We start from the raw sequence: 14165 nt of genomic DNA, 5'->3' as shown, positions 1-14165 counted from the left end.
CCGAAAGGCAAATTCAGATGAAAAAAATCGCCATGCTGCTGGGTGCTTGTTCACTGTCCCTATCCGGCTGCGGCACCGCCGTCACCGTCCTGCAAGACGACGCCGACGCCGCCCGCGGCCTGCGCAAACAAAAAACCTACTGCCAGTCCATCCCCCGCATCTACAGCGGCCTGGCCTACGACTTCTGCGTATTGAACGCACCCCCCGACCCCACCGGATTCCTGGTGCCGCTGGTATTGCTCGATTTGGGCCTGTCGGGCGTGCTGGACACGGTGGTCTTGCCGTATACGATCTATCGGCAAGGCGTGGACGGCAATATCGGCATTTATTGGCGGGCAGGGCGTGGGTAACAAGGCGGGGGCGAAAACTGGGATATAAAGATTTGCCAGGCTCAGAAAGCGAAAAGCCCCGATGAACTCACCGAGGCTAAAACGCCGACCGGGATCTCCCAGTCCATTTGCAACAAAGCCTATGTCGAGGTCCTTCGACTGTCAACGAGCGACCCCGCGACTTCCCGCTAGAGGCTTGCCGTCGCTTTTAAGCTATAATCCCGCCCTTTAGCTGTCTCTCGCCCCTTGCGAGGGCACATTAATTTTTGAGGCGCTTGTCGCCTGAATGCAGACTAAAGAGGCTAGACCCCTGTGGCATTGACGATTCTTGGCCTGTCCGGCGCCCTTAGCCATGATCCTTCCGCAGCCTTGTACATCGACGGCAAGCTGGTCGCGGCGGCTGAGGAAGAGCGCTTCGTACGCGATAAACATGCAAAGAACCGCATGCCCTACGAATCGGCGAAGTTCTGCCTCGAACAGGCAGGCATCAAGCCGTCCGACGTTGACGTAGTTGCGATCCCGTTCGCCCCGATCAGCCTGTTCGGTAAAGCGCGCTGGCACTATGCCAAGCGTTACTGGTACGCCCCGGACCGCGCCCTCGACGCGATCCTGATGGGCAACCGTCGCTACAAGCGCTATCGCAACAAGATCGTGTTCTGCCTTGAGCAACTGGGTTTTGATCCGAAGAAAATCAAGATCGAGCCGGTCGAGCACCACTTGGCCCACGCCTCCAGCGCTTACCACTGCTCCGGTTTCAAAGAGAAAACCGCGATCCTCGGGATCGACGGCAAGGGTGAGTACGCCACGACCTTCTTCGGTTACGGCGAGAACGGCAAGATCCACAAGATCAAGGAATTCTTCGATCCTGACTCCCTCGGCGGCCTGTACGGCGCGATCACCGAGTTCCTCGGTTTCGAGATGCTCGACGGCGAGTTCAAGGTCATGGGCATGGCGCCGTACGGCGATGCGACCAAATACGATTTCTCGCGCCTGGCCTCGTTTGAAAACGGCGAGCTGGTGATCAACACCGACTACGCCAACGTCATCGGCCTGCGTCGCTACAAAGAGAAGGGCAAAGGCTTCTACTTCTCGCCGAAGCTGATCGAGTGGCTGGGTCCGAAGCGCGAAGGCGACATCGCCGACGAGCCGTACATCCACTACGCCGCCAGCATGCAAGCGCTGTTCGAAAAGATCTCGCTGCAGATGATCGACCACTACCTGGGCGACGTGCTCAAGGAAACCGGCAAGCTGGCCTTCGCCGGCGGCTGTGCGTTGAACGTCAAGCTGAACCAGAAAATCATTGCCCGCGACGACGTCAAGGAACTGTTCGTCCAGCCTGCGTCCGGCGATGCCGGCACCGCAGTGGGCGCAGCAGCCTATGTGTCGCACGCCCGTGGCGTACCGGTCGAGAAGATGGAGCACGTCTACCTCGGCCCGTCCTACAGCAACGAAGACGTGATCGCCGCATGCGCCCGTCACCCGAGCAAGCCGACCTGGCGCAAGCTTGAGAACATGCCGGAAAACATCGCCAAGATCATGGTCGACGGTAATCCGGTGGCCTGGTTCCAGGGGCGCATGGAGTTCGGTCCGCGTGCCTTGGGCGGTCGTTCGATCATCGGTTGCCCGAGTGCGACCGGCGTAGCTGACCGCATCAACCACCAGATCAAGTTCCGCGAGCGCTGGAGGCCTTTCTGCCCGTCGATGCTCGACACCGTGGCCCCGCAGATGATCAAGGTCGATCACCCGGCACCCTTCATGACCTTCACCTTTGAAGTGGCTGAAGAGTGGAAAACCCGTGTGCCGGAAGTCGTCCACGAAGACGGCACGTCCCGGGCCCAGGTGCTCAAGCGCGAATACAACCCGCGCTACTACGACATGATGAAAGCGCTGGAAGTACTGACCGGCAACGGCGTGTCGCTGAACACTTCGCTCAACCGTCGTGGCGAGCCGATGATTTGCTCGCCGACCGACGCCCTGAACATGTTCTTCGGCTCCGACCTGCAATACCTGATCATGGAAGACATTCTGGTGGTCAAAGAAGGCGCGGACGCTTATGACACGCTCGGCTGAGCGCCATGTGCTGCAGTTCTGTCACGGCTATGACGGGCCGTTCCTGGACTGCGCCCGGCAGTACGCCAGCCTGTTTGCGGGGACTGGTTATCGAGTGACCACGGTCTTTCTGACCGGGGCCGCCGATGCCGAAGTCGCCGCAGGCTGCGCTTCCGACGAAGTGCTGTTCATGGAATACAGCTCCAAGGCCATTCGTGGCCTGAAGCTGGGCGCCATCGGCGATCTGCGCAAGATCGCCGCTTCGCGCAACTTCAGTTTCTGCATTGCCCATCGCTTCAAGCCGATTTACATCGCCTTGCTCGGCACGTCGTTGCCGGTGATTGGCGTGCACCACGCGTTTGATGATTACAAACGCGGCACGCGCAAACTGTTCGCGCACATTTTCCGCAAGCGTTTAAGCCTGCTCGGCGTGTCCGATGCGGTGCGCGATGACATGCGCAAGTGCTTGCCAAAATGGCCGGCGGCGCGGATTCAGACGCTCTACAACCGTATCGATGTGCAGGGTTTGCAGGTCACTCAAGTGTCGGCTCGCGAAGCCCGGGAAACCCTCGGTCTGGCGGCGGATGCCTGGGTGGTCGGCAACGTCGGGCGGCTGCATCCGGACAAGGATCAGACCACGTTGCTGCACGGTTTTGCCGCAGCGTTGCCGGGGTTGCCGGGCAATAGCCAACTGGTGATTCTCGGTTCCGGTCGTCTGGAGCAAAGCCTCAAGGATCTGGCCCGTGAACTCGGGATCGGTGACCGCGTGCTGTTCCTCGGCCAGGTGCCGGAAGCCCGGCGCTACTTCCGTGCTTTCGATGTGTTTGCCCTGAGCTCCGATTACGAACCCTTCGGCATGGTGCTACTTGAAGCCATGGCTGCCGGCGTGCCGTTGCTGGCGACTGCCTGCGGCGGGGCGAAGGAAGTGGTCGAAGGCGTCGGTATTCTGTTCCCGCTGGGCGATGCCGAACACCTGGCGCAAGGGCTGCAGCATTTGGCCGCGATGGACGAGCAGCAACGTCGCCAGTGCGCCGAGCTGATGCTCGACCGCTTGCGTGAGCGCTTCAGCGACCGCGCGGTGCGCGACACTTTCTGGCATTTGCCACACGTTACCGAACTGGCACAGAGGGGCTGATGCTCAACCGATTTCAAGGCTGGCGCGAACGTGGCTGGGCGTCTGTCGACGCCTCGACGTATGCCGATGCCTGGCAGCGTTTTGGCGGCAGCGTCGCGACTCATCCAATGGTCGTCGAACGGCTGGCAGCGCTGGCGGACATCCCGGTGCGTTACCTGGCCTGGGAGCAAAACGGCGAAGTCAAAGCCGCGATCCCGACCTGGGGCCGCGACCTCGCACTGTCCAAGGACGTGCTCAAGCGCAGCGGTAAAAAAGGCCTGTTCGACCTCGGCAATGCCGAGCTGATCTTGCCGGCCGCCGCCGATGCCCAGGCACCTTTGCGGCATCGTGGGCGTTATCTGTCTGCCCTGAACGAAGGTCGTTTCGCCGGCATCAAGTTGCAGACCGAGCAACTGGCCATGGCCCGCACGCCCGAAGAACTGTCGAAGAAGTTTCGCTACAACCAGCGCCGCGAACTGCGTTTGCTGGAAGAGGCGGGCGGGGTGGTGCGGCCGGTCAGCGAGTTTTCCAGCAGCGAGCTGGCGGCGATCTACTGCGACCTGTTCCAGCGCCGCTGGGGCTTTCCGGCCACCGGTGCGGCGCGCATGGGTGAAGTGATCGAGTTGCTGCGCGAGCTGCTGATCGGCTCGGTGATCTTCCTCAATGATGCGCCGATCGCGATTCAACTGGTGTACCGCGTCGAAGCGCCGCAGTGGATCAGCGTCGAATACATCAATGGCGGCGTCGATCCTGAAACCCGCGAGTTCAGCCCTGGCAGCGTGCTGAGTTTCCTCAACACTCAAAGCGCCTGGGAACACGCCCGAGCCCTGGATAAACCCTTGCGGTTCTCCTTCGGTCGGGCCGACCGTGAATACAAGGACCGCTGGTGCAATCCTGTGCCGGTCTTCACCGTATGAGCCAATCCATGAGCCGCAAACAGCAACTGCTCAAGCGTCACCGTCGCACCAAGCGCATCGGCCTGCTGATCGCGCTGGCGCTGTTGATTGTCGTCGGCATGCTGGTGGCCTGGTGGCTGCCGTTGGTACTAGCGGTGCTGGGCTGGATTGCTCACGAAGCGTGGTTCGCCGACCATTTGTTCTATTCGCCCGGCGACGATTACCAGTACAGCTTCCCGCCCTACACCCAGCAGCCCAAGGTTCACTTGGTGGGCGAGCATCTGCGGCTGGACGAAGGGGTGATGCTGGTCGATGACGCGACGCTGGTACTCGCGCTGCGGGTAAAAAGTACCTGGCTGGGGCGCTTTTTCGACCCGGTGGTGGAGCTGGAGGGTGGCAATCACCCGGATCGGCAAACCTTCGAGCGTGGCGTCAATGGCTTGCGTTACCTGAACCTCAGCGGTCAGGTGCACGTTCTATCCCAAGGGCAACTGCGCTTGCGCGGGCGCTTCTGCAAGGTGTTCGGCGAGCCGGTGCTTTGGGCTTTCGAACAACCGGATTACCACCGCCAGCGGGTCATGGTGATCGCGCCCCACGCTGACGATGCCGAATTGGCTGCCTACGGTTTATACAGCCAGGCCAGTGAAGCCTGGATCGTCACCCTGACCGCCGGCGAAATCGAAGCCGAGCACTATCAGCGGATGGGCCTGAACAAGGCCGAGGCTGCGCGGCTCAAGGGCCGGTTGCGCGCCTGGGACAGCATCGCCGTGCCGCGTTGGGCCGGTGTGCCTGAGGCGCATTGCGTGCAACTGGGCTATTTCTGCATGCAACTGGCGGCGATGAAAGCGGCGCCTTCCCAGCCGATGGGCTCGCGAGAAGCCGAGTTGGGCGACACCCGCCTGTTTCGCCAGTTGAACCCGTTCACGTTGCCCGGTGATGTCGACGGCGCACCGACCTGGAACAACCTGCTGGCCGACCTTCGCGAAGTGCTGCTGCGAGCACGGCCGGAGGTGATCGTGCTGCCGCACCCGACCCTCGATCCGCACCCCGATCATATCTGTGCTCAGGAAGCGGTCCTCGAAGCGCTCAAAGGCCTGGACTGGCAGCCGACACTGCTCGGCTACGCCAATCACCTGCACGACAACGATCGCTGGCCGATGGGCAACGAGGGCGATGGCATCACGTTGCCCCCGGCGTTCGATTCGACCCTGGCGATGCAGCCGTGCTGCCTGCCGATGTCCATCGAGCAACAGCGGGACAAGGCGATGGCCTTGGGCATGATGCATGACCTGCAACCGCCGATGCCGTTCAAGCGCCGATTGCGCCGCTGGATACAACGCCTGCTGGCTAGACGGGCTGCGCCGACGTATGGCGAGAACGAGTTCTTTCGCAAGGCCGTCAGGCGCCATGAATTGTTGTGGGTTTTGAAGCATAACGATACATCTGCGCAGTAAAAATGAAGCATGACCCGGTTTAGCATGGCGGCAAATTAACCTGCCGCAGTGAAGTTTCTGTGATGAGTCCGAGCCCGCGTATTCTTTTTCTGATTCCGTATTTCGGCCAATGGCCGTTCTGGATGCCGTTCTTTCTGGAGAGTTGCCGGCGTAATCCGGATATCGACTGGTTGTTGTTCAGTGACTGCGGGATTCCCGCGAACCTGCCGCCGAATGTCACCGTCGAGAGCATGAGCTTCAGCGATTACTGCGCGCTGGTGTCCCGGCGCCTGAACATCGATTTCGCGCCCGGTGCGGCTTACAAGCTGTGCGACATCAAACCGGCGCTGGGACACATTCACGCTGACCGCCTGCAAGGCTATGATTTCTGGGCATTCGGCGATATTGATCTGGTGTATGGTGACCTGCGAAGTTATTTCACCCCGGATCGGCTGGCCGCTTATGACCTGTTTTCCACCCATGAACGGCGGGTCGCAGGGCACCTTTGCCTGATGCGCAACACCGCGCGCAAGCGTGAGTTGTTCATGCAGATCAGGGGCTGGCAAAAGCGTTTTACCGATCAGGAACATCACGCGCTGGACGAGGGGGCATTCAGCCGCATCTTCCTCTGGCGCAAGAATTTTCCCGAGCCTTTGTTCACCCTGGTGGGCAAGCTCAATCCGTGGCGTCGCCGCAGCGAGTTCACCGAGGCATTCAGCACGCCGGGTGGCTGCATCAAGTGGCATGACGGCACAGACGATTTTCCGCGCCACTGGTATTGGCGCGATGGCTGTTTGAGCAATGATCGCGATGGCGATCGCCGGTTTCCGTATTTCCACTTCGTTTGCTGGAAGCGCAACGAGTGGTCACGGTTGCCCCCACCCGATCCAGCCGAGGTCAGGCGCATCGTCGCCGAACCGGTCTGGGTCATCGATGCGACTGGTTTCCACGGGGAGAGTTATGAGTCAACGGTCAAAGGTTCTGCAACTGCAGCCTGACTACAACGTCAAAGCCCATGATTTTGCCGACCTGGCAGAGCAGATCGTCAAGGCGCTGCCCAGCGATCGCTATGAGGTGACTGCCGCGTTCCTGCGTGGCAAGCCAGGACCTGGCGAGGCAGTGAGCCGTGCCGACCGTTCGGTGTATTTCGAGTTTTCCGACAAATCCCTCAAAGGCATGCGCCTGCGTGCCATGTGGCAGTTGTTCAAATTCTGCCGCGCTGAAAAATTCGACGTGGTGATCTGCAACCGCTTCAAGCCCGTGAACATGATGCTGACGCTCAACCGCTGGCTGAAAGTGCCGCTGTGCATCGGCATCTCCCACGGCTTCGGCGAGTACGACCGGTTTTACCGACGCCGCCAGACCCAGCGCCTGATCGATCGTCACTGGCGCTTCGTCGGTGTCTCGCCAGCGGTCAAACAATACCTGCTGGACTGCGACTGCGGCTTTACCGACCAGAACACCTACGCGATTACCAACGCCATCGACATTGAACAGGCCGAGGGCTTGCAGCACAGCCGCGAGCGCGCCCGTGAAATGCTGGGCATTGATCCGTCGGTGCGGTTGATCGGCGCATTGGGCCGGCTGGTGCCGGTCAAGGGTCACACCTACCTGTTGCAGGCGTTTGCCGCACTCAAGGACAAATACCCGAACACCCAACTGGCGATCATTGGCGCTGGCCGCGAAGAGTCGAAACTGGCGGCGGAGATCGAACGCCTGGGCCTGACCGGTCGTGCGCACCTGTTGGGGTTCAGGGAAATTGCCTTGCAGTACATTCGCGCATTTGACGTCTGGACCATGCCGTCGCTGGCCGAAGGCCTGGGCCTGGCGCTGCTCGAAGGCATGAGCGGGCATCTGCCGGTGATCGCCTCGAACGTGCCGGCCATGCTGCCGCTGATCGAGGGAGCCGGCGGGCTGGCGATTACGCCAAAGGATGTGCCGAGCCTGGTCGCGGCGCTGGATAACTACCTCGCCCTGTCGGATGACGAACTCAAGGCGAAAGGCGAACAGGCATTCCGTTATCTGCAGAAAGAACATGACATCGAGGTGTTCCGTCAGGAATACCTGAACCTGATCGACTCCGGCCTGGAACAGGCCCGCAAGGAACCAAAATGAGCGACGCGCAACCGATCGTCACCGTCATCATTGCGTCGTACAACCACGCTCCCTACATCGAGGAAAGCATCCTCAGTGTTATCAACCAGACCTACTCGAACATCGAGTTGCTGGTGGTCGATGACGGCTCCAAGGACGACAGTGTCGAGCGCATCAAGGCGTTGCAGGCGCAGCACGGCTTCGACTTCCGGGTGCAGGAAAACCAGGGGCTGACCAACACGCTCAACGGCGCGATCGCTCGCTCTAAGGGCAGCCTGATTGTGCCGTTCGGTTCCGATGACATTATGTTGCCGGAGCGCATCGCCACTCAGGTGGCGTACATGGACGGCAAGCCCGAGGTCGGGATTTGCGCCGGCAATATCGAGCTGATCGACGCCGACGGCAATCTGTACCCGGAGAAGCGCCAGCGCCGGGACGTGCCGTTCCGTCGCCTGGACTTCGATGACATGTTTCTGGAGCGCAAGCCTTACCCGCCGGCGCCGACCCTGATGATCCGCCGCGAGGCGCTGGACAAGGTGGGCGGGTTCGATCCGAACATTCGTCTGGAGGACTTGCTGATCGAGCTGAAGGTGACCCGTGCCGGTTATTTCATTGATGGCCTGAATGTGCTGATGGCGCGCTATCGCAAGCACGCCACTAACTCTTACAAGAACCACCGCTTCATGATCGACAACATCCTGCGTTCCTACGCGCTGTTCAGCGATCACCCGCTGTACGACGAGGTGCGCTACAAGTTCTTGAGCTCGATGTTCCTCAAAACCGCCAACCGCGACCGCACGCTGGCGCGGGAGCTGCTGGCGCAGATCCCTTTCAAGGCCTGGAACAAGAAGACCTGGCGTGGTCTGGGGCGGCTGTACTTCTCGCCGCTGGAAAAAGACTGATACCGGCCGGGTGGATCGCTCGCGGCTAGCGGGCGATCTTTTCCCCCAGGCGCTTGTCGGCCTCGCGGCCTTGGCGCAGCCACTGCAAGACTTTCTTGCCGGCGTTGATGCCTGGCTTCTCGATGTACAGGAAGGTCAGGCTGCTGATGATGATCAGCAGGCAAGCGCACAGCGCCATCATCGGCAGGAAGACCCAGGTTTCACGGGTATCGATGGGCAATATATGCGGCAGGCGCTGCACCATCGCCCAGATCAGGAAACCATGCAGCAGGTAGGTGCTGTAGCTGATTTCGCCGAGCCAGCGGATGCTGCGTGGTTTCAGGGCGCCGAATAGCGTGTGCCCGGATGCCACGATCACAAAAAACACCGACAGCAGCAGCAACGGCATCAGGCTGAAGGCACGGCTGTAGGCGGTGAAGGCAATTGCCAGCGCGATCAACGCGATGATGCCGGCCAGGCGCGTCTGACTCCAGGCTACCAGTTGCGGCCGGCGAACCCAGTAGGCGGCACCGATCCCCCCCAGGAAGCTGGCCAGGAAGTGTTTCTTCAGTGAGTGTTCCCAGCCGACGACCTGGTACAGGGCGTAAATACCGATCAGGCACAACACCACTTGCAGCCAGTTGCCGCGATAGATGAACACCATGCCGGCCAGCGGCAATGCCAAGTAGAAAAACACTTCGTAACCCAGGGTCCAGGTGACGTTGGAGATCAGCATGCCGGTCTGGTGGTACTGGTTGACGTCCGGTCGGTCGAAGGTCAGCCAGGCCAGGATCTGACCGGCAAGCCGGACGCCGGAATCTTTCAGCTCCCAATTTTGCAGATAGAAGACCGAGACGAACACGATCACCATCAATGGCAAATACAACGGGTAGAGGCGAAACAGCCGGGATATGGCAAAGGCCAGCCAGTCGTGGTTGCGCCCTTGTGCGAGCAATCGGCTCCAGAACAGAAAACCGGTGATCATGAAAAACAGCGCAACGCTGCCCTGGCCGAGCTGCGAATAGAAGTTGCTCGGTGGGAAATCAATGATGCCGGTGCGTAAAAAGATCCAGGTAATGATCGAGTGGTGCACGAACACACCAAACGCCAGGTAGCCACGCAGGCCGTCGATGCTCGCGTAGCGACTTTCACCGGAATGTTGCAGGTGCCGGGCGATTTTCGGAACGGCACGCAACAGCAGTGCGGCGGTTACGATGGCCAGCAGATAGGCTGCCAGCGCAATGAGGGGGTTGGTTTCGTTCATCAGTGAGCTCGGGCCGGGAGGCTGGCGGCCAGCACTTGCTTGTGCAGGTTGCTTACGGCGGATTTAGACGCTGTCACGGCGTATCCCTGGAGCAGCGCTTCGAAGTGATCTTCGAACAACCAGCGCCGATCCTCGGTGTAGCGTTGCATGTGACGTAGATTACGCTGACGCAGGGACAGACTTAACGAGGACGGGTAGATGCGCATATCGGCCAGATCGATCAGGCCGAACTCGCCGTCCTCCAGCACCAGTACGTTACCCAGGTGCAGGGAGCGGAAGTACACGCCTTGCTCATGTAGCTGCGCCATGAACTTGCCGAAACGCTCGACCAGTGCCTGACGCACCGCTGGCGCGGTGATCCCTTGTAGAACCTGACGCAGGGTGTTGCCGGGTAAAGGCGAGTAATGCACCGCACTGCTGCCGTCTTTAAGGCGGAAAAGGCCCAAGGTCAGCGGTGTTGGAATGCCCAGGGTGCGCAGTTGCTCGCTGTTAACCGCAAAGCGTTCGGAGTAGGGGTTGAAACTGCCTGAGGTGTACCAGCGACGACGGCGGAACAGCTTGAGGAAACTGCCATCGGCCAGGCGCAGGACTTTCGGTCCCAGCCCGTCTTCTTCGATCATTTGAGCATTGGCGGTCATCTGCTCGAAAGCCGCCGGCTTCAGCGTTTTGACCGGTAGGGTCAGCAGGCGTCTGGCGCGCTGGTTGATGCTTAGCGCGGCGATCAGCGCCAGGGGAATCCACAACAGGAACCAGTGCTCTTTAGGGCGCGAAATGATCCCGCCACCCTCGGTCAGACCGGCGCCGATGCCGAATATCAACCAGGTCGAAGCGATAATAAACAGTGGCTGGACACGATAGCGCCAGCTGCTCAGCAAGCCCCAGGCCTGAAAGAACAACCAGGGTAACAAGCCGAAAATACCGACGTAATAGAGCACGCCAAGCACAAAGCTATGGGGCTCCTGCAGGTTGTAGCCGACGCCGGGGTCGAGTGCCAGGCTGGCGTTGTAGCCATGGCCAATCCAGGGGTGTTCAGCGATTCGTTGCAGGACCATTTGCCAGATTTCGAGGCGGAAGGAATCGCCTCGCTCAATGAGCATCCGCGAAAACAGCACACCGATCCCTAACCCGCTGACGGCCAGCGCTGCGAGCAATACGACCGAGCGGCGATTCCAACAGATGAAGCACAGCCAGAGCGCGGCCAGCGTCAGGGCAACCAGTGGGGTCCGGGAACCCGTGGCGATCACCGCAATGAACATGACCGCCATGGCCGGAAGGCTGAGCCAGAGCACCTGGCGACGCTTGCACGTCATGCTCAGGCTTAGCCAGTAGGCACAGAAGAAACCGAAGATATGCGAGCTGAGCAACGGATTGTCAAACGCGCCGGCACCAATCAGCCGCATGCCGGGCTCGTAGATATGCGCAAACATGTAGAGGTTGTAGACCGAAGCGATCAGCCCGACGATCGCGGCACTGAACAGCAACGGCTGGATGATCTCGCTGCGGTGGCGCACCAGCAGGTAGGAGCCGGCAAATAACAGCAGCGTATGCAGTGCTGGCTTGAACTGGCCGGGAATGCTTTGGTTATCCGACGGTCCCCAGCACAGACTCAGCAAGGCCCAGGCGGCGAATATCAGCAGTGCAATAAACACCGGTTCGCGTATCAACTCCTTGAGTTCGCGCGGGCGCAGGCACAGGGCGATCAGCGATGGAATGCTGAAGAGACCATAAAACAGTTTGTGGTGAAGGCTGCGTCCAGGCAGAAAGAACAGCGCACACAGGAGCAAGAGATAGCCCAGTGGAAGAATCCACAGGCAAATGAAATCGAAGATTCGATTGGACGTATTGTTGAAACCGCTGAGTTGCATGCTGAGAGATTCAATCCTGAAGTTGATCGGCCATTTCGGTGTGATGGCTATTTGATGCTGAATGCAGTGCCTAACAATAACAGCCTTTATGCGTTTGCCAGAACCCTGAAGAAGCTGTGCTAAAGTCAGCGTCCTTTTTATCGACATTCGCGTGATATGACCGACTCCAGTCTCTCCGCAAGCCCATCGAGCTTGAAAATCTACTTCCGTCTGCTCGGCTATGTCCGGCCGTACATCAGTCTTTTCCTGATCAGCATTGTCGGTTTTCTGATTTTCGCTTCGACGCAGCCAATGCTCGGCTACATCCTCAAGTACTTCGTCGACGGCCTGTCCAATCCAGAGGCCGTGCTGTTTCCGACGGTGCCTTACCTGCGCGACCTGCAGCTGCTGCAGGCGGTGCCGTTGCTGATCATCCTGATCGCGGCGTGGCAGGGGTTGGGTTCTTACCTGGGTAACTACTTCCTGGCCAAGGTTTCCCTCGGGCTGGTCCACGACCTGCGAGTGCAACTGTTCAACAACCTGCTGGTCTTGCCGAACCGTTACTTCGACAAGCATAACTCGGGTCATCTGATTTCGCGTATCACCTTCAACGTGACCATGGTCACCGGGGCGGCCACAGATGCGATCAAGGTCGTAATCCGTGAAGGCATGACAGTGATCTTCCTGTTTGGCTCGCTGCTGATCATGAACTGGCGCCTGACGCTGGTGATGGTCGCGATTCTGCCGCTGATCGCCGTCATGGTGCGCACCGCCAGCAAGAAATTCCGCAAGCAGAGCAAGAAAATCCAGACGGCCATGGGCGATGTGACCCACGTGTCCTCGGAAACGATCCAGGGCTATCGCGTGGTTCGCAGTTTCGGCGGCGAAGTCTACGAGCAAAATCGTTTCCTGGCGGCAAGCCAGGGCAACACCGACAAGCAACTGCGCATGACCCGCACCGGCGCGATCTACACGCCGCTGCTGCAACTGGTGATCTACAGCGCCATGGCGGTGCTGATGTTCCTGGTTCTGTACCTGCGCGGTGATGCTTCTGCCGGCGACATGATTGCCTACATCACCTTGGCCGGCCTGCTGCCCAAGCCGATCCGTCAGTTGTCGGAAGTCAGCTCGACCATCCAGAAAGGCGTGGCCGGTGCCGAAAGCATTTTCGAGCAGCTGGACGTCGAGCCGGAAGTCGATAACGGCACCGTCGAGCGCGACTCGGTCAGCGGTCGCCTGGACGTGCGCAACCTGAGCTTCACCTACCCGGACACCGATCGCCAGGTGCTCAACGACATCAGCTTCTCGGTCGAACCGGGGCAAATGGTGGCGCTGGTAGGACGCTCGGGCAGTGGCAAATCGACCCTGGCCAACCTGATTCCACGCTTCTATCACCACGACAAGGGCGAGATCCTGATCGATGGCGTTGAAGTGGAACAATACAAGCTGCTGAACCTGCGCAAGCACATCGCCCAGGTGACCCAGCATGTGACGCTGTTCAGCGACACCGTGGCCAACAACATTGCCTATGGCGATCTGGCCGGCGCGCCCCGTGAGGACATCGAGAAAGCGGCGAAAGACGCTTACGCCATGGACTTCATCGCGCAGTTGCCGGAAGGCCTGGACACTCAGGTCGGCGAGAACGGTGTGTTGCTGTCCGGTGGCCAGCGCCAGCGTCTGGCGATTGCCCGGGCTTTGTTGAAGAACGCGCCATTGCTGATCCTCGATGAGGCCACTTCGGCCCTTGATACCGAATCGGAGCGGCACATCCAGGCCGCGCTGGACCAGGTCATGAAAGGCCGGACCACCCTGGTGATCGCCCACCGGCTGTCGACCATCGAGAAGGCTGACCTGATTCTGGTCATGGATCAGGGCCGCATCGTCGAGCGCGGCACCCATGCCGAACTGCTGGCGCAGAACGGTTACTACGCTCGCTTGAACGCCATGGGCCTCGATGCCCCGGCTGAAGACATCGCCTGACCAAAGCAAGCTTTAGCTCCCGGTCCTATTGTGGCGAGGGAGCTTGCTCCCGCTGGGCTGCGTAGCAGCCCTAAGTCTGCTTACCAGCTCTTTCAGATCAATAACTGCAGTCAGGCTCAGGGCCGCTTCGCGCCCCAGCGGGAGCAAGCTCCCTCGCCACAGGTGATTTGTGTCCGAATCCTTACCCTTCTTGACCAAACCTGAATAAAACTCCGCACCGCGCTTGTTAAGGTTCCTGAACGAACTTTTGACTTCAATCGAAGGGGCCATCCCCCTCGCGC

At 60.0% G+C, this 14165-nt stretch carries 11 protein-coding genes; 9 read left to right on the top strand and 2 right to left on the bottom strand.

Going from position 1 to position 14165, the window contains the following annotated elements; all coding sequences use genetic code 11:
* The first annotated feature begins 17 nt into the window (after positions 1 to 17).
* From NK667_RS24780 to NK667_RS24745, 8 genes are all read left to right on the top strand, one after another.
* Positions 18 to 350: a YceK/YidQ family lipoprotein gene (locus tag NK667_RS24780; RefSeq protein ID WP_083471383.1), complete on the top strand. Its 333-nt coding sequence runs from the start codon at positions 18 to 20 to the stop codon at positions 348 to 350.
* A 291-nt stretch (positions 351 to 641) separates the two neighbouring features.
* Positions 642 to 2399, top strand: coding sequence for a carbamoyltransferase family protein (locus tag NK667_RS24775; protein WP_054053263.1), 1758 nt, complete (start codon positions 642 to 644; stop codon positions 2397 to 2399).
* Complete coding sequence (locus NK667_RS24770; RefSeq protein ID WP_054616418.1) at positions 2383 to 3513, top strand: glycosyltransferase; 1131 nt, start codon at positions 2383 to 2385, stop codon at positions 3511 to 3513. The genes NK667_RS24775 and NK667_RS24770 overlap by 17 nt, the downstream gene beginning before the upstream one ends.
* Complete coding sequence (locus NK667_RS24765; RefSeq protein WP_054616417.1) at positions 3513 to 4409, top strand: antimicrobial resistance protein Mig-14; 897 nt, start codon at positions 3513 to 3515, stop codon at positions 4407 to 4409. The genes NK667_RS24770 and NK667_RS24765 overlap by 1 nt, the downstream gene beginning before the upstream one ends.
* Positions 4410 to 4417: 8 nt before the next feature.
* Positions 4418 to 5842, top strand: a complete 1425-nt coding sequence (locus NK667_RS24760; protein WP_054616416.1) for a PIG-L deacetylase family protein — start codon at positions 4418 to 4420, stop codon at positions 5840 to 5842.
* 59 nt (positions 5843 to 5901) lie between these two features.
* Complete coding sequence (locus tag NK667_RS24755) at positions 5902 to 6819, top strand: DUF6625 family protein (RefSeq protein ID WP_054053270.1); 918 nt, start codon at positions 5902 to 5904, stop codon at positions 6817 to 6819.
* Positions 6782 to 7936, top strand: coding sequence for a glycosyltransferase family 4 protein (locus NK667_RS24750; RefSeq protein ID WP_054053272.1), 1155 nt, complete (start codon positions 6782 to 6784; stop codon positions 7934 to 7936). The genes NK667_RS24755 and NK667_RS24750 overlap by 38 nt, the downstream gene beginning before the upstream one ends.
* Positions 7933 to 8817, top strand: a complete 885-nt coding sequence (locus NK667_RS24745) for a glycosyltransferase (RefSeq protein WP_054053274.1) — start codon at positions 7933 to 7935, stop codon at positions 8815 to 8817. Before NK667_RS24750 ends, NK667_RS24745 begins: the two co-directional genes overlap by 4 nt.
* Positions 8818 to 8842: 25 nt before the next feature.
* On the opposite strand, the gene NK667_RS24740 is transcribed toward NK667_RS24745, so the two are convergent.
* Both NK667_RS24740 and NK667_RS24735 read right to left on the bottom strand, forming a co-directional pair.
* Positions 8843 to 10060, bottom strand: coding sequence for an acyltransferase family protein (locus NK667_RS24740; protein WP_054053276.1), 1218 nt, complete (start codon positions 10058 to 10060; stop codon positions 8843 to 8845).
* A complete protein-coding gene (locus NK667_RS24735) occupies positions 10060 to 11925 on the bottom strand; it encodes a bifunctional O-antigen ligase/aminoglycoside phosphotransferase family protein (RefSeq protein WP_054053278.1) in 1866 nt (621 codons plus the stop codon). The genes NK667_RS24740 and NK667_RS24735 overlap by 1 nt, the downstream gene beginning before the upstream one ends.
* Before the next feature lie 156 nt (positions 11926 to 12081).
* Here NK667_RS24735 and msbA point away from each other — a divergent pair, with 156 nt between their 5' ends.
* Positions 12082 to 13884, top strand: a complete 1803-nt coding sequence (msbA, locus tag NK667_RS24730; RefSeq protein WP_054053280.1) for a lipid A export permease/ATP-binding protein MsbA — start codon at positions 12082 to 12084, stop codon at positions 13882 to 13884.
* Positions 13885 to 14165: the final 281 nt, after the last annotated feature.

The sequence above is a fragment of the Pseudomonas nunensis genome (genome assembly GCF_024296925.1).
In the GTDB taxonomy this organism is placed as follows: Bacteria; Pseudomonadota; Gammaproteobacteria; order Pseudomonadales; family Pseudomonadaceae; genus Aquipseudomonas; species Aquipseudomonas nunensis.
The sequence above is the reverse complement of the archived record's forward strand: the minus strand, read 5'-3'. Positions and strand labels throughout refer to the sequence as shown.